22 protein-coding genes, 4 tRNA genes, 1 pseudogene and 1 riboswitch are annotated in these 25,030 nt (G+C 59.3%); of the genes and pseudogenes, 19 read left to right on the top strand and 8 right to left on the bottom strand.

The window, feature by feature from the left end; genetic code table 11:
* The first annotated feature begins 95 nt into the window (after positions 1 to 95).
* The 6 genes from aruF (at position 96) to astE (ending at position 6,559) form a co-directional block, all read left to right on the top strand.
* Positions 96 to 1,115: an arginine/ornithine succinyltransferase subunit alpha gene (aruF, locus tag AC1DVH_RS04945; RefSeq protein ID WP_110658821.1), complete on the top strand. Its 1,020-nt coding sequence runs from the start codon at positions 96 to 98 to the stop codon at positions 1,113 to 1,115.
* A gap of 70 nt (positions 1,116 to 1,185) precedes the next feature.
* Positions 1,186 to 2,211: an arginine N-succinyltransferase gene (astA, locus tag AC1DVH_RS04940; RefSeq protein ID WP_477752854.1), complete on the top strand. Its 1,026-nt coding sequence runs from the start codon at positions 1,186 to 1,188 to the stop codon at positions 2,209 to 2,211.
* Positions 2,208 to 3,677 carry a succinylglutamate-semialdehyde dehydrogenase gene (astD, locus tag AC1DVH_RS04935; protein ID WP_477752857.1) on the top strand — a complete coding sequence of 490 codons (1,470 nt, stop codon included), beginning with the start codon at positions 2,208 to 2,210 and terminating at the stop codon, positions 3,675 to 3,677. The genes astA and astD overlap by 4 nt, the downstream gene beginning before the upstream one ends.
* A 163-nt stretch (positions 3,678 to 3,840) precedes the next feature.
* The gene (gene astB / locus AC1DVH_RS04930) at positions 3,841 to 5,187 is read left to right on the top strand and encodes an N-succinylarginine dihydrolase (protein ID WP_477752853.1); all 1,347 of its coding nucleotides are present in this window, start codon (positions 3,841 to 3,843) and stop codon (positions 5,185 to 5,187) included.
* Between the two features lie 61 nt (positions 5,188 to 5,248).
* Positions 5,249 to 5,536 carry a topoisomerase II gene (locus AC1DVH_RS04925; RefSeq protein WP_108215213.1) on the top strand — a complete coding sequence of 96 codons (288 nt, stop codon included), beginning with the start codon at positions 5,249 to 5,251 and terminating at the stop codon, positions 5,534 to 5,536.
* Positions 5,537 to 5,548: 12 nt separating this feature from the next.
* Positions 5,549 to 6,559 carry a succinylglutamate desuccinylase gene (astE, locus tag AC1DVH_RS04920; protein ID WP_477752852.1) on the top strand — a complete coding sequence of 337 codons (1,011 nt, stop codon included), beginning with the start codon at positions 5,549 to 5,551 and terminating at the stop codon, positions 6,557 to 6,559.
* A gap of 169 nt (positions 6,560 to 6,728) precedes the next feature.
* Here astE and AC1DVH_RS04915 read toward each other — a convergent pair whose 3' ends face one another.
* Positions 6,729 to 7,241 (bottom strand): 6,7-dimethyl-8-ribityllumazine synthase, encoded by a 513-nt coding sequence (locus tag AC1DVH_RS04915; protein WP_477752851.1) that lies wholly within the window; start codon positions 7,239 to 7,241, stop codon positions 6,729 to 6,731.
* Between the two features lie 103 nt (positions 7,242 to 7,344).
* A riboswitch (FMN riboswitch) is annotated at positions 7,345 to 7,515 on the bottom strand.
* A 196-nt stretch (positions 7,516 to 7,711) separates the two neighbouring features.
* Here AC1DVH_RS04915 and ltaE point away from each other — a divergent pair.
* From ltaE to AC1DVH_RS04880, 7 genes are all read left to right on the top strand, one after another.
* A complete protein-coding gene (gene ltaE / locus AC1DVH_RS04910) occupies positions 7,712 to 8,716 on the top strand; it encodes a low-specificity L-threonine aldolase (protein ID WP_477752850.1) in 1,005 nt (334 codons plus the stop codon).
* A gap of 146 nt (positions 8,717 to 8,862) precedes the next feature.
* Positions 8,863 to 11,484 carry an alanine--tRNA ligase gene (alaS, locus tag AC1DVH_RS04905; protein ID WP_477752849.1) on the top strand — a complete coding sequence of 874 codons (2,622 nt, stop codon included), beginning with the start codon at positions 8,863 to 8,865 and terminating at the stop codon, positions 11,482 to 11,484.
* Between the two features lie 91 nt (positions 11,485 to 11,575).
* Complete coding sequence (locus AC1DVH_RS04900; RefSeq protein WP_007971040.1) at positions 11,576 to 12,817, top strand: aspartate kinase; 1,242 nt, start codon at positions 11,576 to 11,578, stop codon at positions 12,815 to 12,817.
* A 188-nt stretch (positions 12,818 to 13,005) separates the two neighbouring features.
* Entirely contained in the window at positions 13,006 to 13,194 is a 189-nt protein-coding gene (gene csrA / locus AC1DVH_RS04895; protein WP_002554426.1) for a carbon storage regulator CsrA, read from the top strand.
* 62 nt (positions 13,195 to 13,256) lie between these two features.
* Positions 13,257 to 13,347, top strand: a tRNA-Ser gene (locus tag AC1DVH_RS04890).
* A gap of 107 nt (positions 13,348 to 13,454) precedes the next feature.
* Positions 13,455 to 13,531, top strand: a tRNA-Arg gene (locus AC1DVH_RS04885).
* Between the two features lie 72 nt (positions 13,532 to 13,603).
* Positions 13,604 to 13,680, top strand: a tRNA-Arg gene (locus tag AC1DVH_RS04880).
* Positions 13,681 to 13,699: 19 nt separating this feature from the next.
* Here AC1DVH_RS04880 and AC1DVH_RS04875 read toward each other — a convergent pair.
* Complete coding sequence (locus tag AC1DVH_RS04875) at positions 13,700 to 14,218, bottom strand: cell envelope protein SmpA (protein ID WP_477752856.1); 519 nt, start codon at positions 14,216 to 14,218, stop codon at positions 13,700 to 13,702.
* Between the two features lie 320 nt (positions 14,219 to 14,538).
* Here AC1DVH_RS04875 and mgtE point away from each other — a divergent pair, with 320 nt between their 5' ends.
* Complete coding sequence (mgtE, locus tag AC1DVH_RS04870) at positions 14,539 to 15,981, top strand: magnesium transporter (RefSeq protein WP_477752848.1); 1,443 nt, start codon at positions 14,539 to 14,541, stop codon at positions 15,979 to 15,981.
* A gap of 100 nt (positions 15,982 to 16,081) precedes the next feature.
* Here the strand turns inward: mgtE and AC1DVH_RS04865 are convergent, their stop codons facing one another.
* From AC1DVH_RS04865 to AC1DVH_RS04855, 3 genes and pseudogenes are all read right to left on the bottom strand, one after another.
* A complete protein-coding gene (locus tag AC1DVH_RS04865) occupies positions 16,082 to 16,408 on the bottom strand; it encodes an Arc family DNA-binding protein (RefSeq protein ID WP_003178899.1) in 327 nt (108 codons plus the stop codon).
* Between the two features lie 413 nt (positions 16,409 to 16,821).
* Entirely contained in the window at positions 16,822 to 17,001 is a 180-nt protein-coding gene (locus AC1DVH_RS04860) for a PA3371 family protein (protein WP_477752847.1), read from the bottom strand.
* Between the two features lie 23 nt (positions 17,002 to 17,024).
* Positions 17,025 to 17,257: pseudogene (locus tag AC1DVH_RS04855) on the bottom strand (hypothetical protein).
* Between the two features lie 291 nt (positions 17,258 to 17,548).
* Between AC1DVH_RS04855 and AC1DVH_RS04850 the strand changes: the two are divergent.
* The 5 genes from AC1DVH_RS04850 (at position 17,549) to AC1DVH_RS04830 (ending at position 23,161) form a co-directional block, all read left to right on the top strand.
* Positions 17,549 to 17,625, top strand: a tRNA-Arg gene (locus AC1DVH_RS04850).
* A 340-nt stretch (positions 17,626 to 17,965) separates the two neighbouring features.
* Positions 17,966 to 19,570 carry a response regulator gene (locus AC1DVH_RS04845; RefSeq protein WP_477752846.1) on the top strand — a complete coding sequence of 535 codons (1,605 nt, stop codon included), beginning with the start codon at positions 17,966 to 17,968 and terminating at the stop codon, positions 19,568 to 19,570.
* Entirely contained in the window at positions 19,567 to 20,259 is a 693-nt protein-coding gene (locus AC1DVH_RS04840) for a sensor histidine kinase (protein WP_477752845.1), read from the top strand. Before AC1DVH_RS04845 ends, AC1DVH_RS04840 begins: the two co-directional genes overlap by 4 nt.
* Positions 20,260 to 20,460: 201 nt before the next feature.
* Positions 20,461 to 21,705, top strand: a complete 1,245-nt coding sequence (locus AC1DVH_RS04835; RefSeq protein ID WP_477752855.1) for a glutamine synthetase family protein — start codon at positions 20,461 to 20,463, stop codon at positions 21,703 to 21,705.
* A 70-nt stretch (positions 21,706 to 21,775) separates the two neighbouring features.
* Positions 21,776 to 23,161 carry an MFS transporter gene (locus AC1DVH_RS04830; protein ID WP_477752844.1) on the top strand — a complete coding sequence of 462 codons (1,386 nt, stop codon included), beginning with the start codon at positions 21,776 to 21,778 and terminating at the stop codon, positions 23,159 to 23,161.
* Between the two features lie 64 nt (positions 23,162 to 23,225).
* Here the strand turns inward: AC1DVH_RS04830 and AC1DVH_RS04825 are convergent, their stop codons facing one another.
* From AC1DVH_RS04825 to flgM, 3 genes are all read right to left on the bottom strand, one after another.
* The gene (locus AC1DVH_RS04825) at positions 23,226 to 23,972 is read right to left on the bottom strand and encodes a flagellar brake protein (RefSeq protein WP_477752843.1); all 747 of its coding nucleotides are present in this window, start codon (positions 23,970 to 23,972) and stop codon (positions 23,226 to 23,228) included.
* 92 nt (positions 23,973 to 24,064) lie between these two features.
* Positions 24,065 to 24,532 carry a flagella synthesis protein FlgN gene (locus AC1DVH_RS04820; protein ID WP_477752842.1) on the bottom strand — a complete coding sequence of 156 codons (468 nt, stop codon included), beginning with the start codon at positions 24,530 to 24,532 and terminating at the stop codon, positions 24,065 to 24,067.
* A 48-nt stretch (positions 24,533 to 24,580) separates the two neighbouring features.
* Complete coding sequence (gene flgM, locus AC1DVH_RS04815; protein ID WP_477752841.1) at positions 24,581 to 24,907, bottom strand: flagellar biosynthesis anti-sigma factor FlgM; 327 nt, start codon at positions 24,905 to 24,907, stop codon at positions 24,581 to 24,583.
* Positions 24,908 to 25,030: the final 123 nt, after the last annotated feature.

Here is a 25,030-nt window from a genome sequence, read left to right as displayed (position 1 = left end):
ACATCATTGTTGCTGAYACACCATCGCGAGCAGGCTCGCTCCTACAAGGGGCTGGCTTATTTTCCTCAAAGAGTTTTAGAAAAAGGAGTGACACCATGCTGGTGATGCGCCCCGCGCAAATGGCTGATCTGGGCGAGGTACAGCGTCTGGCTGCGGACAGCCCGATTGGTGTCACTTCCTTGCCGGATGACGTTGAACGCCTGAGCGACAAGATCGCGGCAAGCGAAGCCTCGTTCGCCGCCGAAGTGAGCTTCAATGGTGAGGAAAGCTATTTCTTCGTCCTTGAGGACTCCACTACCGGCAAGCTGGTCGGCTGTTCGGCAATCGTTGCTTCCGCCGGTTATTCCGAGCCGTTCTACAGCTTCCGCAACGAAACCTTCGTGCACGCTTCGCGCGAGCTGAAGATTCACAACAAGATCCACGTGCTCTCGCAGTGCCACGACCTGACCGGCAACAGTTTGCTGACCAGCTTCTACGTGCAGCGCGATCTGGTGGGTTCGCCGTGGTCGGAGCTCAACTCCCGTGGCCGTTTGCTGTTCGTGGCCAGCCATCCGGAGCGTTTTGCCGATTCCGTGGTGACCGAGATCGTCGGTTACAGCGATGAAAACGGCGACTCGCCATTCTGGGATGCCATCGGGCGCAACTTTTTCGACCTCAACTACGCTGAAGCCGAGCGTCTGTGCGGCCTGAAGAGCCGGACGTTCCTCGCCGAACTGATGCCGCATTACCCGATCTACGTGCCCCTGCTGCCGGACTCCGCTCAAGAAGCCATGGGCCAGGTACACCCGCGGGCGCAGATCACCTTCGACATCCTGATGCGCGAAGGCTTCGAAACCGATCACTACATCGATATCTTCGACGGCGGCCCGACGCTGCATGCCCGTGTCTCGGGGATCCGTTCGATCGCCCAGAGCCGTGTGGTGCCGGTGAAGATCGGCGAGCCGGTCAAAGGCGTCGGTCGCCAGTATCTGGTTGCCAATGCCCAGTTGCAGGACTACCGCGCGGTCATGCTCGAGCTTGACTACGCACCGGGTAAACCGGTGACCCTGGACCTGGAAGCAGCCGAAGCCCTGGGCGTCGGCGAGGGTGCCAGCGTGCGCCTGGTGGCGGTTTAACGTCGCAATTGATGCCTAGAAAGCAGCGAAGTTTCACGGGTGGCGCAAGCGGCCCGTTTGAGGAGATAGCATGATCGTTCGTCCCGTACGCAGCAGCGATTTACCCGCTCTGATCGACCTGGCCCGCAGCACCGGCACCGGCCTGACCACCTTGCCGGCCAACGAAGAGCGGCTGGCCCATCGGGTCGGCTGGGCCGAGAAGACCTTTCGCGGCGAAGCCGGGCGGGGCGACGCGGACTACCTGTTCGTGCTCGAAGACGACGACGCTCGCGTGGTGGGCATTTCCGCCATTGCCGGCGCCGTTGGCTTGCGTGAGCCTTGGTACAACTTCCGGGTCGGTCTGACGGTCAGCGCTTCGCAAGAGCTGAACATCTATCGTGAAATCCCGACGCTGTTCCTGGCCAACGACCTGACCGGCAACTCCGAGCTGTGCTCGCTGTTCCTGCACGCCGATTACCGCAGTGGCCTCAACGGTCGCATGCTGTCCAAGGCGCGGATGCTGTTCATCGCCGAGTTCCCGCAACTGTTCGGCAACAAGATCATTGCCGAAATGCGCGGTGTTTCCGACGAGGCCGGGCGTTCGCCGTTCTGGGAAAGCCTGGGCCGGCACTTCTTCAAGATGGAGTTCAGCCAGGCTGACTACCTGACCGGCGTGGGCAACAAGGCGTTCATTGCCGAACTGATGCCGAAATTTCCGCTGTACACCTGCTTCCTGTCGCCGGATGCGCGCAACGTGATCGGTCAGGTGCACCCGGACACCGAGCCGGCGCTGGCCATGCTCAAGAGCGAAGGTTTCAGCTACCAGGGCTACGTCGACATTTTCGACGCCGGCCCGGCCATCGAGTGCGAAACCGCCAAGATCCGCGCCGTGCGTGACAGCCAGGCGCTGGTGCTGGCCGTCGGCACGCCGGGTGACGACGCCACGCCATTCATCATTCACAACCGCAAGCGCGAGGACTGCCGGATCACTGCTGCGCCAGCACGTCTRGCCGCCGGCACCCTGGTGGTCGATCCGCAGACCGCCAAACGTCTTCAACTCAACGCTGGCGATCAAGTGCGCGCCGTGGCGTTGTCCGCAGCTCGGGAGTCGAAATAATGAAGTCGCTTTACATCGCAGGTGAATGGCTGGCAGGTGGGGGCGAAGCCTTCGAGTCGCTGAACCCGGTGACCCAGCAGGTGYTGTGGTCCGGCACCGGTGCCACCGCCGCTCAGGTTGAGTCGGCTGTGCAAGCGGCGCGTCAGGCGTTCCCGGGCTGGGCGCGGCGTACCCTGGAAGAACGTATTTCGGTGTTGGAAGCCTTTGCTGCTGCCCTGAAGACTCACGCGGACGAACTGGCTCATACCATCGGTGAAGAAACCGGCAAACCCCTGTGGGAAGCGGCGACTGAAGTCACCAGCATGGTCAACAAGATTGCCATCTCGGTGCAGAGCTACCGCGAACGTACCGGCGAGAAGAGCGGCCCGCTGGGCGACGCCACCGCTGTGCTGCGCCACAAACCACACGGTGTGGTGGCAGTGTTCGGTCCTTACAACTTCCCGGGTCACCTGCCGAACGGCCACATCGTGCCGGCACTGCTGGCCGGTAACAGCGTGCTGTTCAAGCCAAGCGAACTGACACCGAAAGTCGCCGAGTTGACGGTCAAGTGCTGGATCGAGGCCGGTCTGCCGGCCGGTGTATTGAATTTGCTGCAAGGCGCTCGCGAAACCGGTATCGCCCTGGCGGCGAACCCGGGCATCGACGGCCTGTTCTTCACCGGCTCCAGCCGCACCGGCAATCACCTGCACCAGCAATTCRCCGGTCGTCCGGACAAGATCCTGGCGCTGGAAATGGGCGGTAACAACCCGCTGGTGGTCGATCAGGTCGCGGACCTTGATGCCGCGGTGTACACCATTATTCAGTCGGCGTTCATCTCCGCCGGCCAGCGCTGCACCTGCGCCCGGCGCTTGCTGGTGCCACAAGGTGCCTGGGGCGACTCGCTGCTGGCGCGCCTGGTGGCGGTCAGCGCGACCCTCGCAGTCGGTGCCTTCGATCAGCAACCGGCGCCGTTCATGGGCTCGGTGGTTTCCCTTGGCGCGGCAAAAGCGTTGATGAATGCCCAGCAACACCTGCTGGCCAATGGCGCTGTGGCGCTGTTGGAAATGACGCAGCCTCAGGCTCAATCGGCCTTGCTGACCCCGGGCATTCTGGATGTGACCGCTGTCGCCGATCGACCTGACGAAGAGCTGTTCGGCCCGTTGCTGCAAGTGATCCGCTACGCTGATTTTGAAGCGGCGATCGTTGAAGCCAACGACACCGCCTACGGTCTGGCCGCTGGTCTGCTGTCGGACTCCGAAGCGCGTTACCAGCAATTCTGGCTGGAAAGCCGTGCCGGTATCGTCAACTGGAACAAACAACTGACCGGTGCCGCGAGCAGTGCACCGTTCGGCGGCGTCGGCGCCTCGGGCAACCATCGCGCCAGTGCCTATTACGCGGCGGATTACTGCGCGTACCCGGTGGCCTCGCTGGAAACGCCGAGTCTGATCATGCCCGCGTCCCTGACGCCAGGCGTGAAAATGGCGTGATGCCCAATCGCGAGCAGGCTCACTCCTACAGGATTTGTGTCTTACATAAAATGTGTGAACACCACCAAACCTGTAGGAGTGAGCCTGCTCGCGATGGCCGCAACGCGGTCTCAAAGAATAGTTACTGAAGCCTATAACAACAGATTCTCGTGGAGCCTCGCTGATGAAATCCTATGAAGTCAATTTTGACGGTCTAGTGGGGCCGACCCATAACTACGGCGGCCTGTCCTATGGCAACGTCGCGTCCCAGAGCAACAGCCAGCAGTCTTCCAACCCCAAGGAAGCGGCGCTGCAAGGCCTGGCAAAAATGAAAGCGCTGATGGAAATGGGTTTCCAGCAGGGCGTACTGGCACCGCAAGAGCGCCCGGATGTGGCCGCACTGCGTCGCCTGGGTTTTGGCGGCACCGATGCTGAAGTGATCGAGCGCGCTGCCAAAGACGCGATGCCGCTGCTGGTGGCCAGTTGCTCGGCCTCGAGCATGTGGGTGGCCAACGCCGCCACGGTCAGTCCGAGCGCCGACACTGCTGATGGCCGCGTGCATTTCACCGCCGCCAACCTCAACTGCAAATATCACCGCAGCATCGAACACCCGACCACCAGCCGCGTGCTGGGGGCGATGTTCGCTGACCAGAAACACTTTGCCCACCACGCTGCCTTGCCGGCCGTGGCGCAGTTCGGTGACGAAGGCGCGGCCAACCACACGCGTTTCTGCCGTGAATACGGCGAAGCCGGTGTCGAGTTCTTCGTGTTCGGCCGCAGCGCGTTCGACACCCGCTACCCGGCACCGCAGAAGTACCCGGCGCGCCAGACCCTCGAAGCGTCCCAAGCCGTTGCCCGTTTGCACGGCTTGAGCGATGACGGCGTGGTCTACGCCCAGCAGAACCCGTCGGTGATCGATCAGGGCGTGTTCCACAACGACGTGATTGCGGTCGGCAACGGCGAAGTGCTGTTCTATCACGAGGACGCGTTCCTCGAGACCGAGCAGATGCTTGCGGAACTGCAGAGCAAACTCGCCAAAGTCGGTGGGAAATTTCAGTCTGTCTGTGTTCCGCGTTCCGCGGTCAGCGTGGAAGACGCGGTTCGTTCCTACCTGTTCAATAGCCAACTGCTGTCGCGTCCTGATGGCTCCATGCTATTGATCGTGCCGGAAGAATGCCGTGGCAACGAGCGTGTCTGGCAGTATTTGCAGGGTTTGACCAGCTCCGGCGGCCTGATCCGCGAAGTGAAAGTCTTCGATCTCAAGCAGAGCATGCAGAACGGCGGTGGCCCGGCTTGCCTGAGGTTGCGCGTGGCACTCAACGAAACCGAGCTGGCGGCCGTCAATCAAGGGGTTATCATGACGGCGCCGCTGTACGGCACACTGACCGAATGGGTCGAGAAGCACTACCGCGACCGCATGACCGAAAACGATCTGGCGGACCCRCAATTGTTGCTTGAGTGCCGGACGGCACTGGATGAACTGACGCAAATCCTTAAACTGGGCGCGGTTTATCCATTCCAGATCAATTGATCGACGGCGCGCCGCCTTCTACGGCAGCGCGCTGCTTCATCTCAAACGAGAGCGTAAAGATATGAGCGATACCCTGCAGCTGATCCTTGAAGACACCGACGGCACGCAACTGGAGACTTCCTGCACCCGCGTCGCGGTCATGTGGCAAGGCAAAGAGCTGTGGATCCAGCAGGACGGCCGCGGCCAGTTGCTGATCGGTGTGGACGTCGAAGAAGGCGATGCCGAGTACGCCAACCTGCTGCTGCGCCCTTTGGCGACTAATCTGGTAAGTCTGCAACTGGAGATGGAACCTGCCGACCTCACCGACGAGGAACATGTTCACGGCCCGGATTGCAACCACGATCACTAAGGAAACCGCTCTATGCTCGCCCTCGGCAAACTGCTTGAACTGACCCTCGCCGGCCGTGAACCGGCGGAGAAGACTCAACTGACTGTCGAAGGCGTGCGCATGCGCTGGTTGAGCGAAGGTGCGCTGGAAGTCCGGCCACCTGAAGCGCGTGACAATRGCCTGGACCTGCTGCTGTCGGCGGGGATCCACGGCAATGAAACAGCGCCGATCGAGTTGCTCGATCGCCTGTTGCACGACATTGCCCGCGGCGACTTGAAGCCGCRCGCACGTATTCTGTTCCTGTTCGGCAACCCAGAGGCGATTCGCAAGGGCGAGCGTTTCGTCGAGCAGGACGTCAATCGGCTGTTCAATGGCCGTCATGAACAAAGCAGTGGCTCCGAAGCCTTGCGTGCTTGTGAGCTGGAGCGGTTGGCGGCGAGTTTCTTCAGTCTGCCTGATCGTCAGCGCCTGCATTACGACCTGCACACGGCCATTCGTGGCTCGAAAATCGAGCAGTTCGCCTTGTACCCATGGAAAGAAGACCGTCAGCATTCGCGTCAGGAACTGGCACGCCTGCGCGCCGCCGGCATGGAAGCGGTGTTGCTGCAGAACAAGCCGTCCATCGTGTTCAGCGCCTACACCTACGACAAGCTCGGTGCCGAGGCTTTCACCCTGGAGCTCGGCAAGGCGCGGCCATTCGGGCAGAACGCCGGGGTCAATGTCTCGCTGCTGGAGGCGCGCCTCAAGCAGATCATCGAAGGCACCGAGCCGGAATTGACTGACGAAGCACTGGACGGTTTGCAGCTGTACAGCGTGGCACGGGAAATCATCAAGCACAGCGACAGCTTCCGCCTGAACCTGCCGGCGGACATCGAGAACTTTTCGGAGCTGGAAGTGGGTTATCTGCTGGCGGAAGACATCGCCAACACCCGCTGGATCATCGAGGAGGAGGGCGCCCGGATCATCTTCCCGAACCCCAAGGTGAAGAACGGTTTGCGTGCCGGCATCCTGGTCGTGCCGACCACCGACGAGAACCTGGCCTGACCACAAGCTGAAGCCAGACATAAAAACCCCTGTGGGAGCGAGCTTGCTCGCGATAGCGGWSTTTCAGTCGATGAATTTGTTGACTGAAASWCCGCTATCGCGAGCAAGCTCGCTCCCACAGTTGATTTGGGTGACGCCAGAAACATCACCCGGATCGCAGGATTTGTGTTTAGACGGCTAGCGCGCGTGGCTCGGTGCGGCGCAATGCGCGGATCTTGTGCAGCGTATCGGCACACGTCTTTGCCGCTTCCTGGCCTTTGTGCACGAAGTGATCGAAGAAGAACTTGTGATGCAGTTCTTCGCCGGCATGGAAGTGGTGCGGGGTCAGGGACACCGAGAACACCGGCACTTCGGTTTCCAGTTGCACCTGCATCAGGCCGCTGACCACCGACTGGGCGACGAACTCGTGACGGTAGATCCCGCCGTCCACCACCAGGGCTGCCGCGACGATGCCGGCATAACGACCGGTCTTGGCCAGCAACTTGGCGTGCAGGGGCATTTCAAAGGCGCCGCCGACTTCGAAGAAGTCGATGTCGGATTCCTGATAACCCTGGGCAATCATTTCGGCGACGAAGCCTTTACGGCTCTGATCGACAATATCCTTGTGCCAGCAGGCCTGGATGAACGCAACGCGCTCGCCGTGATGGTTTTTGGCTTTGCTGTCAATTGCGGTGGGTTGCATGTTCTGACTCCTGTTTGTGTGAAAAACAGGGCGTTATGAATCGAAGGGGATTTGAGGGTACRCACGCTCGCACGAATGCCGGCGGACGGCCCTTTGTTGTCAATCCCGTTCTCTCTTCATCCGGACTATGACCGTCGGCCCCGGGATCACACCGGGTCTGCTGACCTTGCTGCCAGGCACCGCCGAAGCCGTGCTGTCACCAAGCGCTCGCGGGCTATGCGCATTGTGCGCAATTACCGCCGGTGGGGAGTTGCACCCCGCCCTGAGAACGTTTTTGCCGCCCAAATGTTTGGCGGCGCAGCGTTTTTATCACATATTTGCGGTATGCGCATGGCCCCTTTTGGATGATTGTCATCGACTTTTCCGTTGGATTAATCGGCCTTTTCCTACGCAAGGGTTGATTAATCGTCGCCATGCCCGCAGTAATTCTTTCCTGAAAGGGATTTCCCCTGCTTACCGAGGCCGGATTCATGAGCGTTATCGATCTTCGCAGCGACACCGTCACCCAACCTTGCGCCGGCATGCTCGACGCGATGACCACTGCGGCCACCGGTGACGACGTGTATGGCGAAGATCCGACGGTCAATCGTCTGGAAGCTGAATTGGCAAAGCGGCTGGGTTTTGCCGCGGCGCTGTTCGTGCCAACCGGGACCATGAGCAATCTGCTGGGTTTGATGGCCCACTGCGAACGCGGTGACGAGTACATCGTCGGCCAGCAGGCTCACACCTATAAGTACGAAGGCGGCGGTGCGGCGGTGCTCGGTTCGATCCAGCCGCAACCGCTGGAAGTGCAGGCCGACGGTTCGCTGGACCTGACCCACGTCGCCGCAGCGATCAAACCGGACGACTTCCACTTTGCGCGTACCCGCTTGCTGGCGCTGGAAAACACCATGCAAGGCAAGGTCCTGCCGCTGGAGTACCTGGCGCGGGCGCGCAGTTTTACCCGCGAAAACGGTTTGCAGCTGCATCTGGATGGGGCTCGCCTGTACAACGCTGCGGTCAAGCTGGGTGTCGATGCCCGGGAAATCACCCAGTATTTCGATTCCGTCTCGGTGTGCCTGTCCAAAGGGTTGGGCGCCCCGGTCGGTTCGGTGCTGTGCGGCTCGGCCGAGCTGATCGGCAAGGCCCGGCGCCTGCGCAAGATGGTCGGTGGCGGCATGCGTCAGGCCGGGATTCTGGCGGCGGCAGGCCTGTACGCGCTGGATCACAACGTTCAGCGCCTGGCCGATGACCACGCCAACGCGCAATACCTGGCCGAAGGCCTGCGGGCGGCGGGTTTCGAAGTCGAACCGGTGCAGACCAACATGGTTTACGTGCAGATGGGCGACCAGGCCGAGGCCATCAAGGCCTTTGCCGCCGAGCGCGGGATCAAGCTCAGTGCCGCCGCGCGTCTGCGTATGGTCACGCACATGGACGTCAGCCGTGCGCAAATCGAGCAAGTCGTCGCGACATTCGTCGGCTTTTCGCGCAAGTGATAGCGTTAGCGCTCCAATTGAGCGTTTCTATCGTATAAACACGCTGTACCCCGCGCGCTGGGCCGATATAATGCGGCCCTTTGCCGTCGCTTCGTCTGTTGACGTTTCGAACAGGCCTTTGGCCGCAGCCTCCGTGGAAGAACCTAATGAAAAGCGCAGAAATCCGTGAAGCCTTCCTTCGCTTCTTCGAAGAGCAAGGCCACACCCGTGTAGCCTCCAGCTCTTTGATTCCGGGCAACGACCCAACCCTGCTGTTCACTAACGCGGGGATGAACCAGTTCAAGGACTGCTTCCTGGGCCAGGAAAAACGCGCGTACACCCGCGCGGTCAGCAGCCAGAAATGCGTGCGCGCCGGCGGCAAGCACAACGACCTGGAAAACGTCGGTTATACCGCCCGTCACCACACCTTCTTCGAAATGCTGGGTAACTTCAGCTTCGGCGATTACTTCAAGCGTGATGCCATCACCTACGCCTGGAACTTCCTGACGTCCGACAAGTGGCTGAACCTGCCGAAGGAAAAGCTCTGGGTCACCGTCTACGCCAGCGATGACGAGGCGTACGACATCTGGACCAAGGAAATCGGCGTTCCGGCCGAGCGCATGGTGCGCATCGGCGACRACAAGGGCGCGCCGTACGCCTCCGACAACTTCTGGACCATGGGCGATACCGGCCCGTGCGGTCCTTGCACCGAGATTTTCTACGATCACGGCGCCGACATCTGGGGCGGCCCACCGGGCTCGCCGGAAGAAGACGGCGACCGCTACATCGAAATCTGGAACAACGTGTTCATGCAGTTCAACCGCACCGCCGATGGCGTGTTGCACCCGCTGCCAGCGCCGTCGGTCGACACCGGCATGGGCCTGGAGCGGATCAGTGCCGTGCTGCAGCACGTTCACTCGAACTATGAAATCGACCTGTTTCAGAGCTTGCTGACCGCTTCGGCCAAGGCCATTGGTTGCACCAATGACGCCCAGGCTTCGCTGAAAGTGGTGGCTGACCACATCCGTTCCTGCGGTTTCCTGATCGCCGACGGCGTGCTGCCGTCCAACGAAGGCCGCGGTTACGTGCTGCGCCGGATCATCCGTCGCGCCTGCCGTCACGGTAACAAATTGGGCGCCAAGGGCAGCTTCTTCTACCAGATCGTCGCAGCCCTGGTTGCCGAGATGGGCGAAGCTTTCCCGGAACTGAAATCCCAGCAGGCGCACATCGAACGCGTGCTGAAGGCCGAAGAAGAGCAATTCGCCAAGACCCTGGAGCAGGGCCTGAAGATCCTCGAGCAGGATCTGGCTGACCTCAAAGGCGACGTGGTGCCGGGCGACGTGGTGTTCAAACTCTACGACACCTACGGTTTCCCGATGGACCTGACCGGCGACATCGCTCGCGAGCGCAGCCTGACCATCGACGAAGAAGGTTTCGAGCGTGAAATGGAAGCCCAGCGCGTTCGTGCCCGTTCCGCCAGCTCCTTCGGCATGGACTACAACAGCCTGGTCAAGGTTGACGTGGCCACCGAGTTCACCGGTTACATCGCTCACAGCGGTTCCGCCAAAATCGTTGCGCTGTATAAAGATGGCCAGTCGGTCGACGTATTGAGCGAAGGCGATGAGGGCGTGATCGTTCTCGACAAGACGCCGTTCTACGCCGAGTCCGGTGGCCAGATCGGTGATTGCGGTTACCTGCAGGCGGGCAGCGCGCGTTTCGACGTGCGTGACACCACCAAGACCGGCGGTGCATTCCTGCACCACGGTATCCTGGATTCGGGTAGCCTGATCGTCGRTGCGCCGGTCGAGACCCACGTTGACGCCGAGGTGCGTCACGCCACGTCGTTGAACCACTCAGCGACTCACTTGCTGCACGCTGCATTGCGCCAGGTGCTGGGCGATCACGTTCAACAGAAAGGCTCGTTGGTCGACAGTCAGCGCCTGCGCTTCGACTTCAGTCACTTCGAAGCCATCAAGCCTGAGCAGATCAAGGCGCTGGAAGACATCGTCAACGCCGAGATTCGCAAGAACTCTGCCGTTGAAACCGAAGAGACCGATATCGAAACCGCCAAGCAAAAAGGCGCCATGGCGCTGTTCGGCGAGAAATACGGCGACAACGTGCGTGTACTGAGCATGGGCGATTTCTCCGTCGAGCTGTGCGGCGGTATCCACGCCAGCCGTACCGGCGACATCGGCCTGCTGAAAATCATCAGCGAAGGCGGTGTGGCATCGGGTGTGCGTCGTATCGAAGCCGTTACCGGTGCGCAAGCGCTGGCTTACTTGAACGCGGCGGAAGAACAACTCAAGGAAGCGGCCAGCCTGGTCAAGGGCAGCCGCGACAACCTGATCGACAAGCTGTCGGCTGTGCTGGAGCGCAACCGTCTGCTGGAGAAGCAACTCGAGCAGTTGCAGGCCAAGGCTGCCAGTGCCGCGGGCGACGATCTGTCGGCCCAGGCGCTGGACGTCAAGGACGTGAAAGTGCTGGCCGTGCGTCTGGACGGTCAGGATGGCAAGGCGCTGCTGGCGCTGGTCGATCAACTGAAAAACAAACTCGGCCGCGCAGTGATCCTGCTCGGCAGTGTCCATGAGGAAAAGGTCGTTCTGGTTGCAGGCGTAACCAAAGACCTGACTGGCCAACTCAAAGCCGGTGATTTGATGAAGCAAGCCGCTGCGGCAGTGGGCGGGAAGGGCGGTGGTCGTCCAGACATGGCGCAAGGCGGCGGTACCGACGCTGGCGCACTGGATGCGGCACTGGCCCTGACCGTTCCGTTTGTAGAGCAGGGTCTATAAGGCAGTACTTGCGGCCCGCAGTCTAGTGGTGGGCGGCAATACTGTTCGAGTGATTATTTGGGCGCCCTTCATGGGCAGAGGCGGCTTTGAAATGGCTTTGATCGTACAGAAATTTGGAGGCACCTCGGTCGGCACCGTCGAGAGAATCGAGCAGGTCGCCGACAAGGTTAAGAAATTCCGCGATGCCGGCGATGACCTGGTGGTTGTGCTGTCTGCAATGAGCGGCGAAACCAACCGTCTGATCGATCTGGCCAAGCAAATCAGTGGCGACGGCCAACCGGTTCCGCGCGAGCTGGACGTGATCGTTTCCACCGGTGAGCAGGTGACGATTGCCCTGTTGGCCATGGCGCTGATCAAGCGCGGCGTGCCGGCGGTGTCGTACACCGGYAACCAGGTGCGSATYCTSACSGAYAGCGCWCACAATAAAGCGCGWATCCTGCAGATYGATGAYCAGAAGATTCGYGGYGAYCTGAARGCSGGTCGTGTGGTRGTKGTYGCCGGTTTCCAGGGCGTYGACGAGCACGGCAACATCACCACCCTSGGTCGTGGCGGTTCCGACACCACCGGYGTGGCGCTGGCGGCAGCCCTGAAGGCTGACGAATGCCAGATCTACACCGACGTCGACGGTGTCTACACCACCGACCCGCGTGTGGTGTCCGTGGCTCAGCGCCTGGACAAGATCACCTTCGAAGAGATGCTGGAAATGGCCAGCCTCGGTTCCAAGGTGTTGCAGATCCGCGCGGTCGAGTTCGCCGGCAAGTACAACGTTCCGCTGCGCGTACTGCACAGCTTCAAGGAGGGTCCGGGCACCCTCATTACTATTGATGAAGAGGAAACCATGGAACAGCCGATCATTTCCGGTATCGCTTTCAACCGCGATGAAGCCAAGCTGACCATCCGTGGCGTGCCAGACATCCCGGGCGTTGCCTTCAAGATTCTCGGCCCGATCAGTGCCGCGAACATTGAAGTCGACATGATCGTGCAGAACGTCGCGCACGATAACACCACCGACTTCACCTTCACCGTGCACCGTAACGACTACCAGGCGGCGCAGGCCGTGCTGGAAAAAACCGCTGGCGAGCTGGGTGCCCGTGAAGTCGTGGGCGACACCAAGATCGCCAAGGTGTCGATCGTCGGCGTTGGCATGCGTTCTCACGCAGGCGTGGCCAGCCGCATGTTCGAATCCCTGGCCAAGGAAAGCATCAACATCCAGATGATCTCGACCTCGGAAATCAAAGTTTCCGTAGTGATTGAAGAGAAGTACCTGGAACTGGCTGTGCGCGCTCTGCACACGGCTTTCGAACTGGACGCACCGGCCCGCCAGGGCGAGTGATGCGTTTGCCAAAAGGCGCGGTCTGACCGCGCCTTTTGTTTTTTTGAATGGCGTGACCCCCGAGCCTGTTCTTTTGCTCGCGCTAGTCAATACTCAGGCATGTAGGGCTGCGACCGCTCCGGTTGTGGGTCGAGTGCCTTTTTTTTGCAGACTGTTGTCCCTGAAATGTAATGCGTGAGGAGAAAGGTATGCTGATTCTGACTCGTCGGTGCGCAGAAAGCCTGATTATCGGTGATGGCGAAATCACCGTGACCGTGCTCGGCGTCAAAGGAAATCAAGTGCGCATCGGTGTTAATGCCCCCAAAGAGGTGGCTGTTCACCGGGAGGAAATTTACCTGCGTATCAAGAAAGAGAAGGACGAAGAACCAAGCCATTAATTTTTATCGTTTTTTATGTTTGCAAACGGGGAAGAAGCTGGTTAATATACGCCCCGTGTTGCGGAGAGCTGGCCGAGTGGCCGAAGGCGCTCCCCTGCTAAGGGAGTACACCTCAAAAGGGTGTCGGGGGTTCGAATCCCCCGTTCTCCGCCATTATTTGCGTAGTACGTTGTAATCTGGCTTTTTCGGTAAGTTGTTGAAATTACTAAAAAAAGTGTTTGACATAGAGATTAGACGGCCTATAATGCGCGGCAACAAATGCACTCGTAGCTCAGCTGGATAGAGTACTCGGCTACGAACCGAGCGGTCACAGGTTCGAATCCTGTCGAGTGCACCATTTAAGAGTTAGTTGCAGTAATGCAAGTAACTTGGTTTCAACCAGTTGTGGTCTGGTCTAAAAACACAAATTGCACTCGTAGCTCAGCTGGATAGAGTACTCGGCTACGAACCGAGCGGTCACAGGTTCGAATCCTGTCGAGTGCACCATACAACAGAAAGCCCGCATTTAATGCGGGCTTTTTGCCGTCCGGGATTTGGCTTTTCCTTTCGTGCATCCCCTCTCGTCGAACTCCACCTGTGCACTGCGACCTCGCAGGGTGTCGTAACGGTAGCTCGTAGCTGAATTGCGAATACTGATCTTGTCCGGCTTGCCGAGGGCGCTTTCGACGTCTTGCTGGCTCATGCCGGCGACCACTCGCTGATTGATGATTGCTTCACGGCGCTCCCTGGCACTGATCAGGTTTCCGCACTTGTCCTGCGCCTGACCGACCACGGTCGGGTCTTTCCTTTGGATTTTCATTCCTGATGTTTCACGGGGTTCGGCTGGTGGCATAAGCGCCATCGTGCTGCCGGGTGTAAAGGCACGTACGTCCTGAAGTGAAACGCTTTCTCCCGTGGCACAACCCAGTGTGGTGAAGGTAATGCGCCCATTGGCCGCCTCGCAGCGCTGAACGGTGGTGGCGAGCGCCAGGGGTAGGGGGCTGAGCAGGCCGAGCAGTAATAAGAATTGTGCAACTGATGGCATCAGGCATCCTCCATGACGTTCCTTTTCAAGGGTAGCGGCTACAATTTTCGAGGGGGGTGTGTTTTCTTTTCGGAATGCGTCGTCGCATTTTTGTGGATCAGGACGATGCTCAGGTTTGTTGTGCAAGCGCTTGTTTCAGCCAAGATTTTTTAACGTTTAAAGCCGTCAGGCGGTGTATCATTGCGCCCGTCAGCCCCGCCGGGGCTTGTGGAATACCTCCATGGACTTACCCAGTAGTTACTCAGTACCCCGTTTTACCAATCATGAATTGACTGATTGATCCTTCCGGCGTGCCCCGCTGCTGGGAGTGGAGTTCGCCTATGTCCGATGTTGAAGTAAAGAAAACGCAGGAAAGCTTGCAGGATCGCCTGGCTCAGGTGGTTGAGTTGCTGCAGCGCCAGCGAGTGGTAGAAGACCTGACTCACCGCCAGGAAGGCCCGCATCATGACCGGGTCGAGAACCTGGTCCACCGGCAGAACCTTGTCGAGTTGCAACGCAAGCTCGATGACCTGCACTCCGCCGACGTCGCCTATATCCTTGAAGCCTTGCCGCTGGACGATCGTCTGACGCTCTGGCAACTGGTCAAGGCCGATCGCGACGGCGACATCCTTCTTGAAGTATCCGATTCGGTCCGTGAATCGCTGATCGCCGACATGGACGATCACGAGCTCCTGGCGGCCGCCAAGGACATGGATGCCGACGAACTCGCTGACCTGGCCTCCGAGCTGCCGCGAGACGTCGTCCATGAGCTCATGGAGACCCTCGACCAGCAACAACGCGAGCGTGTGCGTTCGGCTCTGTCCTACGACGAGGAGCAGGTCGGTGCGCTGATGGACTTCGAGATGGTGACCATCCGCGAGGATGTCAGCCTCGAAGTGGTCTTGCGTTATCTGCGCCGTCTCAAGGAGTTGCCGGGCCATACCGACAAGCTGTTCGTGGTCGACTACGGCGGCGTCCTCAAGGGCGTGTTGCCGATCAAGCGTTTGCTGGTCAACGATCCGGACAAACAGGTTTCCGAGGTGATGGCCAGCGATCCGGTGAGCTTCCACCCGGACGAAGACGCCTACGATGCGGCCCAGGCCTTCGAGCGTTACGACTTGATCTCCGCGCCTGTGGTCGACAAGAACGGCAAGCTGATCGGCCGTCTGACCATCGATGAAATGGTCGACCTGATCCGTGAAGAGAGCGAAAGCGAAGTTCTCAACATGGCGGGTCTGCGTGAAGAAGAAGACATTTTTGCGTCGGTCTGGAAGTCCCTGCGTAACCGTTGGGCCTGGCTGGCGATCAACCTGATTACCGCGTTCGTGGCTTCTCGGGTCATCGGTTTGTTTGAAGGTTCGATCGAGAAGCTCGTGGCGCTTGCGGCTTTGATGCCGATCGTGGCGGGGATCGGTGGTAACTCGGGTAACCAGACCATCACCATGATTGTTCGGGCCATGGCGCTGGACCAGGTGAGCACCGGCAATACCTCGCGCCTGATGCGCAAGGAATTGGCCGTCGCGTTGATCAACGGCGTGATCTGGGGCGGGGTGATTGGTGTGGTTGCCTACCTGCTCTATGGCAGTTGGTCATTGGGCGTGGTGATGACCGCCGCGATGACGCTCAACCTGTTGCTGGCGGCGTTGATGGGGGTCTTGATTCCGATGACCCTGGCGAAGATGGGGCGTGATCCTGCAATGGGTGCCAGTGTGATGATTACTGCCGTGACCGACAGCGGCGGCTTTTTCATCTTCCTGGGGCTTGCGACAATCTTCCTGCTCTAAAGTCCGTTTCACTAAAACCCGCCGTCAGGCGGGTTTTTTGTGCCCGGATTTCAGGCAAAAAAAAGCCAGCGATCAGGCTGGCTTGAGCTTTCTGGCTGAATCAGGACGCGTCGGCGGCCATTTCAGCGTCATGAGCGATCAGCGAAACCAGGGCGTTCTGCTGTCGGTGGGAAAGTTGGCGGAAGCGCTGCAGCAGCTCGCGTTCGTGCAAGGAAAGCTCTGGGCTGTCCAGGCGCATGCTCAGCTCTTCTCCCAGTGCACCTTCCTGAATAAGACTTTGCTCGAGGCGCGCAATGATTTCGGAGTTCATGCTGCGATGATGATTGCGAGCCACCTCGGCAATGCGTTCACGCATTCCGTCTGGCAGACGTACGACGAACTTGTCAGCCGTACGGCTGGAATAAATTGCCTGTTTCAATGGGCGCATATATTTAACCGGTTAGTTCAGGGGAGCGGTTTCGGGATTGGCCGCAGGATGTCTGGTAGGACAAGCGCTCTGACCAAATGTTCAACCTGAATTGATAGAGGCGCGCATCATGCCCCAAACAAGCCAGATCCTTGGCGTCAATTCTGTGACAAATATTGAACTGTATAAAGGCTTTATGCCAGCACCAATTATCAGAAATGCTGACTGGTTTGAAAAGTTCGACCGGTTCGTATCGCTTAACACATTCTCCACCCGACGAAAGGTTTCTGACGGGCAGCAAAAGCGGACTCGATCCCTGTTCCTTGCCTTTTACAGAATAGTGGCAAATGGCCGATTTACTAGGGAGAGTCGTATGGAGGGGGGGGAATTCAGGATGGATGGCAGGCCTTTGCGCCGGATCTGCCATACCTGGATTAACGCAGGACCGGATCAAACTTGATCTTGCGTCCGGCAATCAGTGCGAGCACGAACAGAGCGCTGAATACACCACAGACAATCAGGGAGAGGGTGACGACCATGTCCTGGGTCAATGACAGATGAAAAATGCCGCTCAACAAGGCGAGGATGAAGAAACTCGCGGCTGGTTTGGACATGCTGTGCTCCTGGTGAGGGTCATTCAAAATACCAGGCGTTCGGCAGACGGAGCCGGTACCAGGATGGTTTCCTGGCTGACCTCCTGACTGACAAAGCCGTGCTGGCCGCTCATTACGGCCAACTGTGGCGCTTTCTGCGGTTGAAGGTAATGTGGCATTCGCTGGGCAACCTGCGTAGCACCGCTCTCGTGGGTAAAATGAAAACCCGGCAAACCGTCAGAGCGATTGAACTCGAGAGTAAAAGGGCGCTGTTCATGAGGCGGCCTCCGTTGATCTGTGAGAACAGTTGAAGTAGCTCGCATGCCAGAGTCTATCGACAATTAAATTCTTTAAAAACAATGGATTAAGATATTTTTGCGAAAGCCGGGTCTTGCATTTTGCAATGATGGCTTTTTGCAGTAATGCAATTTGTACGGTAAACAAGTCCGCGCCTGGCCGAGGCGTCTGCCTACACTTAAAAAGCCCAACGGACGACATGACAAAAGCCGGCCCGGCCGTTAACATGCACGCCGTCCATCGCGCTGCGTTTTCGTCGCGGCCGAATTGTGTCCCAGTAGCTCAATTGGATAGAGCATCCCCCTCCTAAGGGGAAGGTTGGCAGTTCGAACCTGCCCTGGGACACCATCATTTATCAGCACTTTGCTGTCCAGAAAAGCCCCGCCGGAAGATTGATTCCGGCGGGGCTTTTTTGTGCGCGATGTCTCGTTCTCAGTAACGCCTTCACCTATTCAGGGTGAGCGTTGGGGAAGGTTCTCAAGGGAACGCTGTTGCTGGCCGATAACCCGGGCTGTCAGGGACTTGTTCGTCTCTTCCGGTCGGCATGGGGGCTCATTGTCTATGCGAAGGTGTTTGATAGCCTAGTGCCACCCGTTATCATCTGCGCGCCAAAACAAGGGCTGCGAAGTTGAGTCCGTCCGTGTATTTGCCTTTGGGTTCTTCTTCTTAAATTGCCTGGAAATCTTCGATGCTGTCGTATCACCAAAAGCGTTTTCTGATCGTCGATGATTTCTCGGACTTCCGCAGTTCGGTCAGGTCGATGCTGCGCGAACTGGGCGTCAAGGAAGTGGACACTGCCGATACCGGCGAGCAGGCGCTGAAAATGTGCTCGCAGAAGCAATACGACTTCATCCTGCAGGACTTTCACCTGGGTGACGGCAAGAAAAACGGCCAACAGGTGCTCGAAGACCTGATGGAAGAAAAGCTGATCAGCCATGAAGCGGTGTTCGTCATGGTCACCGCCGAAACCAGCCAGGCCATGGTGCTCAGTGCGCTGGAGCACGAGCCCGATGCCTACCTGACCAAGCCGTTCAACCGTTCCAGCCTGGCCCAGCGCCTGGAGCGCCTGGAGCAGCGCAAGACCCTGCTCAAGCCGATCCTGCAGGCCCTTGATCGCGGCAAGCCGATGGAAGTGCTCAACGCCTGCATCGCCCTGTGCAAGCAAGACATCCGCTATTCGCCACTGTGCCTGCGCTATCGCGCCGATGCCCTGCGCGACCTCAATCAGAACGAAGCGCTGGAGCGCCTGTACGACGGCATCATCGCCGACCGCCCATTGCCATGGGCGTTTGCCGGGTTGGGCAAGTTGCTGTTCAAGCGCGGTCAGGTCGCGCAGGCCAAAGGCATTTACGAAAAAGCCCTGAAAGTCTTCCCGATGATGCCGTCGCTGTATGACGGCATGGCGGACGTGCTGGTCGCCGAGGGCGATACCAAGGGTGCACAGCGTGTTCTGGAGGAAGCGATTCGCCTGTCGCCGCTGGCGGTTCGCCGCCAGGCGTTGCTGGGCAAGCTGGCGATGACCAACGAGGATTTCGACACGGCGGCCAAGGCCTATCGCCAGGCTGTGAGCCAGGGTGCGCAGTCACGGTTCAAGGATGCCGAAAGCAATCTTGGCCTGGCCCACGCCTTGATCAGCAAGGGCAGCGAAAGGGGCCTGGACACGCGGACCCGTCTGGAAATCAACACCACGTTGAGCGCCGTGGCCAAGGAAAACCCTTCCGATCCGGGCCTGCAAATCCGCGCGCGCCTGATGAAGGCCACCAGCCTGTTGCTCAACGATGCCGAGACGGCTGACAAGCTCACCGAGCAAGCCTTGTTGCGTCTGGATGGCATGGAGCAATTCATGAGCGCCGAAGCGGCGTTGCTGGTGGCCAAGCAGCTGAAGATACTCGGGCAGACCGAGGCCGGTACCGCGATGCTGAAAAACTGCGTGGAAATCTACGGCGACGATCCTGTGGTCATGAAGGACATCGCCAAGCAGACCGACGACCCGAGCATCCTCAACTCCGGCAACGCCGCCGCTGAACTCAACCGTCAGGGCGTGCGCGTGTACAAGACCGGCAATCTGGTGGAGGCGCGAGCGGTGTTCCGCAAAGCCCTGGCGATGCAGCCGAAGAACATCAGTATCGCCCTGAACCTGGTGCAGTCGTTGTTGCACGGCACCGATACCGGCGTTCCTTCAGCGGAGCTGGAAGAATGCCGGACCTGCCTGAAAATGGTCGGCCTGATGCCCGACTCCGACGCGCGCTATCCGCGTTACCAGAAGCTGAAAAGCAAGGCGTTTGGTCAATGATCGACAATGAGCAGGCACTGGATTTCTCCACGGTGATCGCCTCTACCGTTCACGACATGAAGAACTCGCTGGCCATGCTGATGCAGGCCCACAGCCACTGGCTGGCGCGATTGCCGCAGGCGGCGCAACAGACGCCTGAGCAGGGCGTGATCGACTTCGAGTTCGCCCACCTCAACGGCATGCTGGTGCAGTTGCTGGGGCTGTACAAGCTCGGCGTCAACCAGATGCCGTTGCAGCCGGCCTACCATGAACTGGACGACTTCATCGAAGCGCAACTGGCTTGCCATCAGGAAGTGTTCGCCAGCCGCGGCATCATGGCCACCTATGAAGTGGACCCGCTGAGCCCGTTGGGTTTCTTCGACCGTGAGTTGATCGCGTCGGTATTGGCCAACTGCATCAACAATGCCATCCGCTTTGCACGGCATGCCGTTTTGATCAGCGTCAGCGACGAAGCCGGGCAACTGGTGTTGACCATCAATGACGATGGCCAGGGGTATCCGGCGCAGATGATCGAGCACCAGGCCGATTACGTGCAGGGCATCAATCAAAGCACCGGAAGCACCGGGCTTGGCCTGTACTTTGCCGGACGAATTGCCGCGCTGCATCAACGCAACGGCGTGGGTGGGCGTACCGAAATCAGCAATGGCGGGCCGTTGGGCGGTGGGGTGTTCCGCCTTTACCTGCCCTGACCGGCAGCATATTTATTAACGCTGCTTGAAATTCCGAACACGTGGAGCCTATTTTGTACGGTCGCCGTTCGCGGCCCGCACAATAACAAGGATAGCGTCATGACGACCGTTGGCCTGAGTTCACTCGCGCAGCGATTGACGGGTATTGATCAAGTTGAATGTGTCACGCCGGATTTGAATGGCGTTCCACGGGGCAAGGTGATGACCGCCGAGGGTTTTCTCGACGGTCGACGATTGCAGATGGCGCGGGGCGTGCTGTTGCAATGCATCATGGGCGGATATCCGCCAGCGCGGTTTTACGGCAGCGATGATGGCGACCTGGCGCTGATCCCGGACCCAGCACAAATCCACCGCTTGCCCTGGAGCCATCCACCGCGGGGCTTCGCCATTTGCGACGCGAATGAACTGGGCACCACCACCAGCTCCTGCCTGTCGACCCGTGGTCAGCTCAAGGCCGTGATTGCCCGTTACGCGGCCCGCGGCCTGGCGCCCGTGGTGGCGACCGAGCTTGAGTTCTTCGTTTTTGCGCCTAACACCGACCCGACTCAGTCGTTCCAGCCACCGCTGGGGCTGGATGGTCGTCGCGAGGATGGTCAGTCGGCGTTCAGCGTCAGCTCCAACAATGGGCTGCGCCCCTTCTTCAATGAAGTCTACGAATGTATGGCTGCGTTGGGGCTGCCCCGCGATACGTTCATGCACGAAATGGGCGTCAGCCAGTTCGAGATCAATCTGCTGCATGGCGATCCATTGCTGCTGGCCGACCAGACGTTGCTGTTCAAGCACTTGCTCAAGGAAGTTGCCCTCAAGCACGGCCTGAGCGTGGTGTGCATGGCCAAGCCGCTGGCGCATACGCCGGGCAGTTCGATGCATATTCACCAGAGTGTCGTCGAGATCGATTCGGGGCGAAACGTGTTCAGTGACAAGGCGGGGCGGGAGACGGCAACCTTCCGTCACTTCATTGCCGGACAGCAAGTGTGCATGGCCGACTTCACTGCGTTGTTTGCGCCGAACGTGAACTCCTATCAGCGCTTGTGCCACCCTTACGCCTCACCGAATAATGCCTGCTGGTCCTATGACAACCGGGCAGCCGGCTTGCGCATACCGGCCAGTTTGCCGGTGGCCCGCCGGGTCGAGAACCGCTTGCCGGGCGCTGATGCCAATCCGTATCTGGCGATTGCCGCAAGCCTGGCGGCGGGGTTGCATGGCATCGAGAACGCGTTAGAGCCGAGCGCGCCGATCCAGGGTGAGTTCGAAGTGCCAGACAATCTTTCGTTGCCCTGTACCTTGCATGCGGCACTGGAGCGTCTGAAACGTAGCCAGTTGGCCAAGGAACTGTTCGGCGTGGAATTCATCGAAGGCTACATCGCTTCGAAGACCCTGGAGCTGAGCAGTTTCCATAATGAAATTACTCCCTGGGAACGGCGTGTTTTAGCAGCCCAGGCCTGACGATCCGTCGACATCCGGCTATCGTTTAGCGATAGTCGATTATCACTGCAAGGAGCCGCTCGGAACGCCGATGCGCCAAATCTGGAAATCCTTTCGAGCACTGTATTTCGCCTCGCTGATGATGTTGATCGGTTCAGGCCTGTTGAGTACTTACCTGGGCCTGCGCCTGGCGGCCGACCATGTCGACAGCCTGTGGGTCGGTGCGTTGATGGCCGCCAACTACTTCGGCCTGGTGCTGGGGGGCAAGATCGGTCACCGGTTGATTGCCCGGGTCGGGCATATCCGGGCCTACTCGGCCTGTGCCGGAATCGTCGGCGCGGCGGTGTTGGGTCATGGCCTGATCGACTGGCTGCCGGCCTGGCTGTTCCTGCGGGTGATCGTCGGCCTCGGCATGATGTGCCAGTACATGGTGATCGAGAGCTGGCTGAACGAACAGGCCGAAGCCAAGCAGCGCGGGTTGGTGTTCAGCGGTTACATGATCGCCTCTTACCTGGGCCTGGTGATGGGGCAACTGATTCTGGTCATGCACCCGGCGCTGGGGCTGGAACTGCTGATGCTGGTCGCCCTGTGTTTCGCCCTGTGCCTGGTGCCCGTGGCGCTGACCCGGCGGATCCACCCTGCACCCTTGCATCCGGCGCCCATGGAGCCACGGTTCTTTATCAAGCGTGTGCCGCAATCATTGAGTACGGTGCTCGGGGCAGGGCTGATCGTCGGTTCGTTCTACGGTCTGGCGCCGCTGTATGCCTCGCAGCAAGGATTGTCCACGGAGCAGGTCGGCCTGTTCATGGGTAGCTGTATTTTTGCCGGGTTGCTGGTGCAGTGGCCGTTGGGCTGGTTGTCCGACCGCTACGATCGGGCCGTGTTGATCCGCAGTTTCGCATTCAGCCTGGCCCTGGCTGCACTGCCGCTGGCGATCATGCCGCAGGTGCCGTTGGAGGTTCTGTTTATCGCCGGTTTTGTCTGTTCGCTGGTGCAGTTCTGCCTGTATCCGTTGGCGGTGGCGTTCTCCAATGACCATGTCGAAGGCGATCGCCGGGTATCCCTGACGGCAATGTTGCTGGTGACCTACGGCGTTGGCGCGAGTATCGGGCCGCTGGTGGCAGGCGTGCTGATGAAGCTGTTCGGCAGCCAGATGCTCTATGCCTTCTTCAGTTTCTTTGCGTTGGTGCTGGTATGGCGGATTCGCCCGAAAGCTGTGACCAACCTGCATCAGGTGGAAGATGCGCCGCTGCATCACGTGGCCATGCCGGACAACATGACGAGTTCACCGCTGGTGGCCTGCCTCGACCCGCGTGTTGATGAGCAGGTGGTGCAGGATCAGATGCAAAATCCGGTGAGTACCGGGTCAGAGCCTGAATCAGAACCTGAGGCTGATGTAACCGAGGATGAAACCGATCAGCCACCGCAAGACCCTGATACAGGGCGAGACCCGAACTTCAGCGAGGCCAGGCCTTAAATCAGGGCATAAAAAAACGGGCAGTCACCGCAAGGGACTGCCCGTTTTTTGTTGAAGCGCTCTATCAGAGATCGTCTTTGTCGAAGCGACGCGCTTCGCGTTGCAACTGGTAGACGAAGCGTTCGACCTGACGCTGCACCAGCCCGCTCATGTTATGGAAGCGAACGCCGGCGAAGGTGGTGGAGATTTTTTCTTCGAAGTGCAGATAACGCAACTCGACCGGCGCGGTCATCTTGCCAAAGGGCAGTTCGGCGCTGAAGCGGTCGTAAACCTGACCCAGTTGCAGGCTGCCAGTGATGTCACCGTCGAAACGCAGTTTGCAGCCGGTAGCGGAAATATCCAGCAGCTTGCCGCTGATGGAGGCCTTGAGCTTTTCGCCGTCGAGGTTGACGTTGACCAGTTGTGCCAGCTTCAGTGCCGCACGGAACGCATTACGGCGCTGGTGGTACACCACTTCATCGGGCAGGGTGCCACGATAGCAGCGGCTGCCACCGGATTCGTCGATGTTCAATTGGCCGTTGCTTTCCCAGGCTATGCGTACGCCTTCGTGAAAGCCTTCGACCCTGAACGGCTCGCCCGCCAGCAGGTAGCGCTCGCCGTCACGGGGAATCATTTCGTCCAGGGCAATCATATTGCTGTCACGGTCCAGGTCCACCAGGTAGCTCTGGAAGCGCTGGCTGCGCTCGTGGAACGTAATGATCAGCGGGTCATGGCTTTCGAGCAGCTGGCGCAGGTTGCTGGAGATTTCCAAGGGCGTGGAGAGCACCTTGGGTGGCTGCGGAGCATCATCCACGGATAAGGCATTGGACACGGTTAATCAATCTCCAGACAAAATTTGACTACGGCAGGCTAGCAGTTTGCCAGTATGTTGCGCGTCTTGATAGAGCGGGGGCATTGACCGGTTCATGCCTGACTGAGCGGGCGCGGCTTGGCAAGCTTGGAGAATGTTCCGCTGGCATCGTAAAGCGCCGGGGTTTCACCGCCGGTGAGGATTTTCAGCTGGGTGGCCGTAGCGGCCTGCTGAGTGAGGATCGACTGGCCGTTGTTGGCGTTGATGGCCTGACACTGGGCCAGGAGATTGGTCAGCACGTCACTTTGCGCCAGCAACTGCTCGCCAATGCTCGACTGGCTGGCCAGTTGCTCCAGACCGCCACGGTTGGTCGGCAGGTTGAGGCTGGCGAGGACTTCACTGCGCTTGCGGCCATGCTGTTCGAGCAAAACGACCAATGCCTGTTTCTGCGCCAGGATGTCCTCGAGCAATGGCATGTCGCGGCCATGCAATGCGAGGGATTCGGTCTGCAGTAATTCCAGCAGGTGTTGCGCTGGAGCAAAGTCGTCGGTGATCAGTTGCAGTAAATGAGTGTCGTGCATGGCTGGCCTTGGGTTTTAAGCGTCCAAAAGCCTGGCGCTGGCGGTGGCCTAGCGCTGGGCTTCGAAGTTGAGCAGTTTGCTGGCTACACGGTTGCTGTCGACTTTATAGCTGCCATCGGCAATCGCTGCTTTCAACTCGGCCACGCGGGCGTTGTCGACGGCGGGTTGATCGCGCAGCTTGTCAGTGACCTTCTGCAACTGTTGAGCCTCATCGCTGAGATGTACCGATTCCCCGCTTTTGACGGTACCGGCCTGTTCGGCCGCGGACTCCAGCGGCAAGGATTTGCCGGCTTCGGCGCTTTCCTTGCTGGCGCTGGTACGTGTACTGCCCGTAAGGGACGAGGAGCTGTTCAAACGGCTGAAATCGATGACCATGATAAAAAACCTCTGGGAATTTGGACGCTTGCCATGGTTTCGGCCATTCCCTGGAAAACTTTAGGCCCATTTATCAATGAACCTTGCGCGCGCCAGCGCTTACCGTGCCTGGAACACAGTCTA

The organism is Pseudomonas sp. P4_C3, assembly GCF_056402075.1.
This window is presented reverse-complemented; position numbering and strand designations above follow the sequence as displayed.

What these genes read in the sequence shown, in the direction of transcription:
- mgtE (WP_477752848.1), top strand. Translation starts at nt 14,539, where the DNA reads ATGTCCGATGTTGAAGTAAAGAAAACGCAGGAAAGCTTGCAGGATCGC.
- aruF (WP_110658821.1), top strand. Translation starts at nt 96, where the DNA reads ATGCTGGTGATGCGCCCCGCGCAAATGGCTGATCTGGGCGAGGTACAG.
- AC1DVH_RS04840 (WP_477752845.1), top strand. Translation starts at nt 19,567, where the DNA reads ATGATCGACAATGAGCAGGCACTGGATTTCTCCACGGTGATCGCCTCT.
- ltaE (WP_477752850.1), top strand. Translation starts at nt 7,712, where the DNA reads ATGAGCGTTATCGATCTTCGCAGCGACACCGTCACCCAACCTTGCGCC.
- AC1DVH_RS04830 (WP_477752844.1), top strand. Translation starts at nt 21,776, where the DNA reads ATGCGCCAAATCTGGAAATCCTTTCGAGCACTGTATTTCGCCTCGCTG.
- csrA (WP_002554426.1), top strand. Translation starts at nt 13,006, where the DNA reads ATGCTGATTCTGACTCGTCGGTGCGCAGAAAGCCTGATTATCGGTGAT.
- AC1DVH_RS04860 (WP_477752847.1), bottom strand. Translation starts at nt 17,001, where the DNA reads ATGTCCAAACCAGCCGCGAGTTTCTTCATCCTCGCCTTGTTGAGCGGC.
- AC1DVH_RS04820 (WP_477752842.1), bottom strand. Translation starts at nt 24,532, where the DNA reads ATGCACGACACTCATTTACTGCAACTGATCACCGACGACTTTGCTCCA.
- AC1DVH_RS04925 (WP_108215213.1), top strand. Translation starts at nt 5,249, where the DNA reads ATGAGCGATACCCTGCAGCTGATCCTTGAAGACACCGACGGCACGCAA.
- AC1DVH_RS04845 (WP_477752846.1), top strand. Translation starts at nt 17,966, where the DNA reads ATGCTGTCGTATCACCAAAAGCGTTTTCTGATCGTCGATGATTTCTCG.
- AC1DVH_RS04835 (WP_477752855.1), top strand. Translation starts at nt 20,461, where the DNA reads ATGACCGCCGAGGGTTTTCTCGACGGTCGACGATTGCAGATGGCGCGG.
- AC1DVH_RS04915 (WP_477752851.1), bottom strand. Translation starts at nt 7,241, where the DNA reads ATGCAACCCACCGCAATTGACAGCAAAGCCAAAAACCATCACGGCGAG.
- flgM (WP_477752841.1), bottom strand. Translation starts at nt 24,907, where the DNA reads ATGGTCATCGATTTCAGCCGTTTGAACAGCTCCTCGTCCCTTACGGGC.
- AC1DVH_RS04875 (WP_477752856.1), bottom strand. Translation starts at nt 14,218, where the DNA reads ATGCCATCAGTTGCACAATTCTTATTACTGCTCGGCCTGCTCAGCCCC.
- AC1DVH_RS04865 (WP_003178899.1), bottom strand. Translation starts at nt 16,408, where the DNA reads ATGCGCCCATTGAAACAGGCAATTTATTCCAGCCGTACGGCTGACAAG.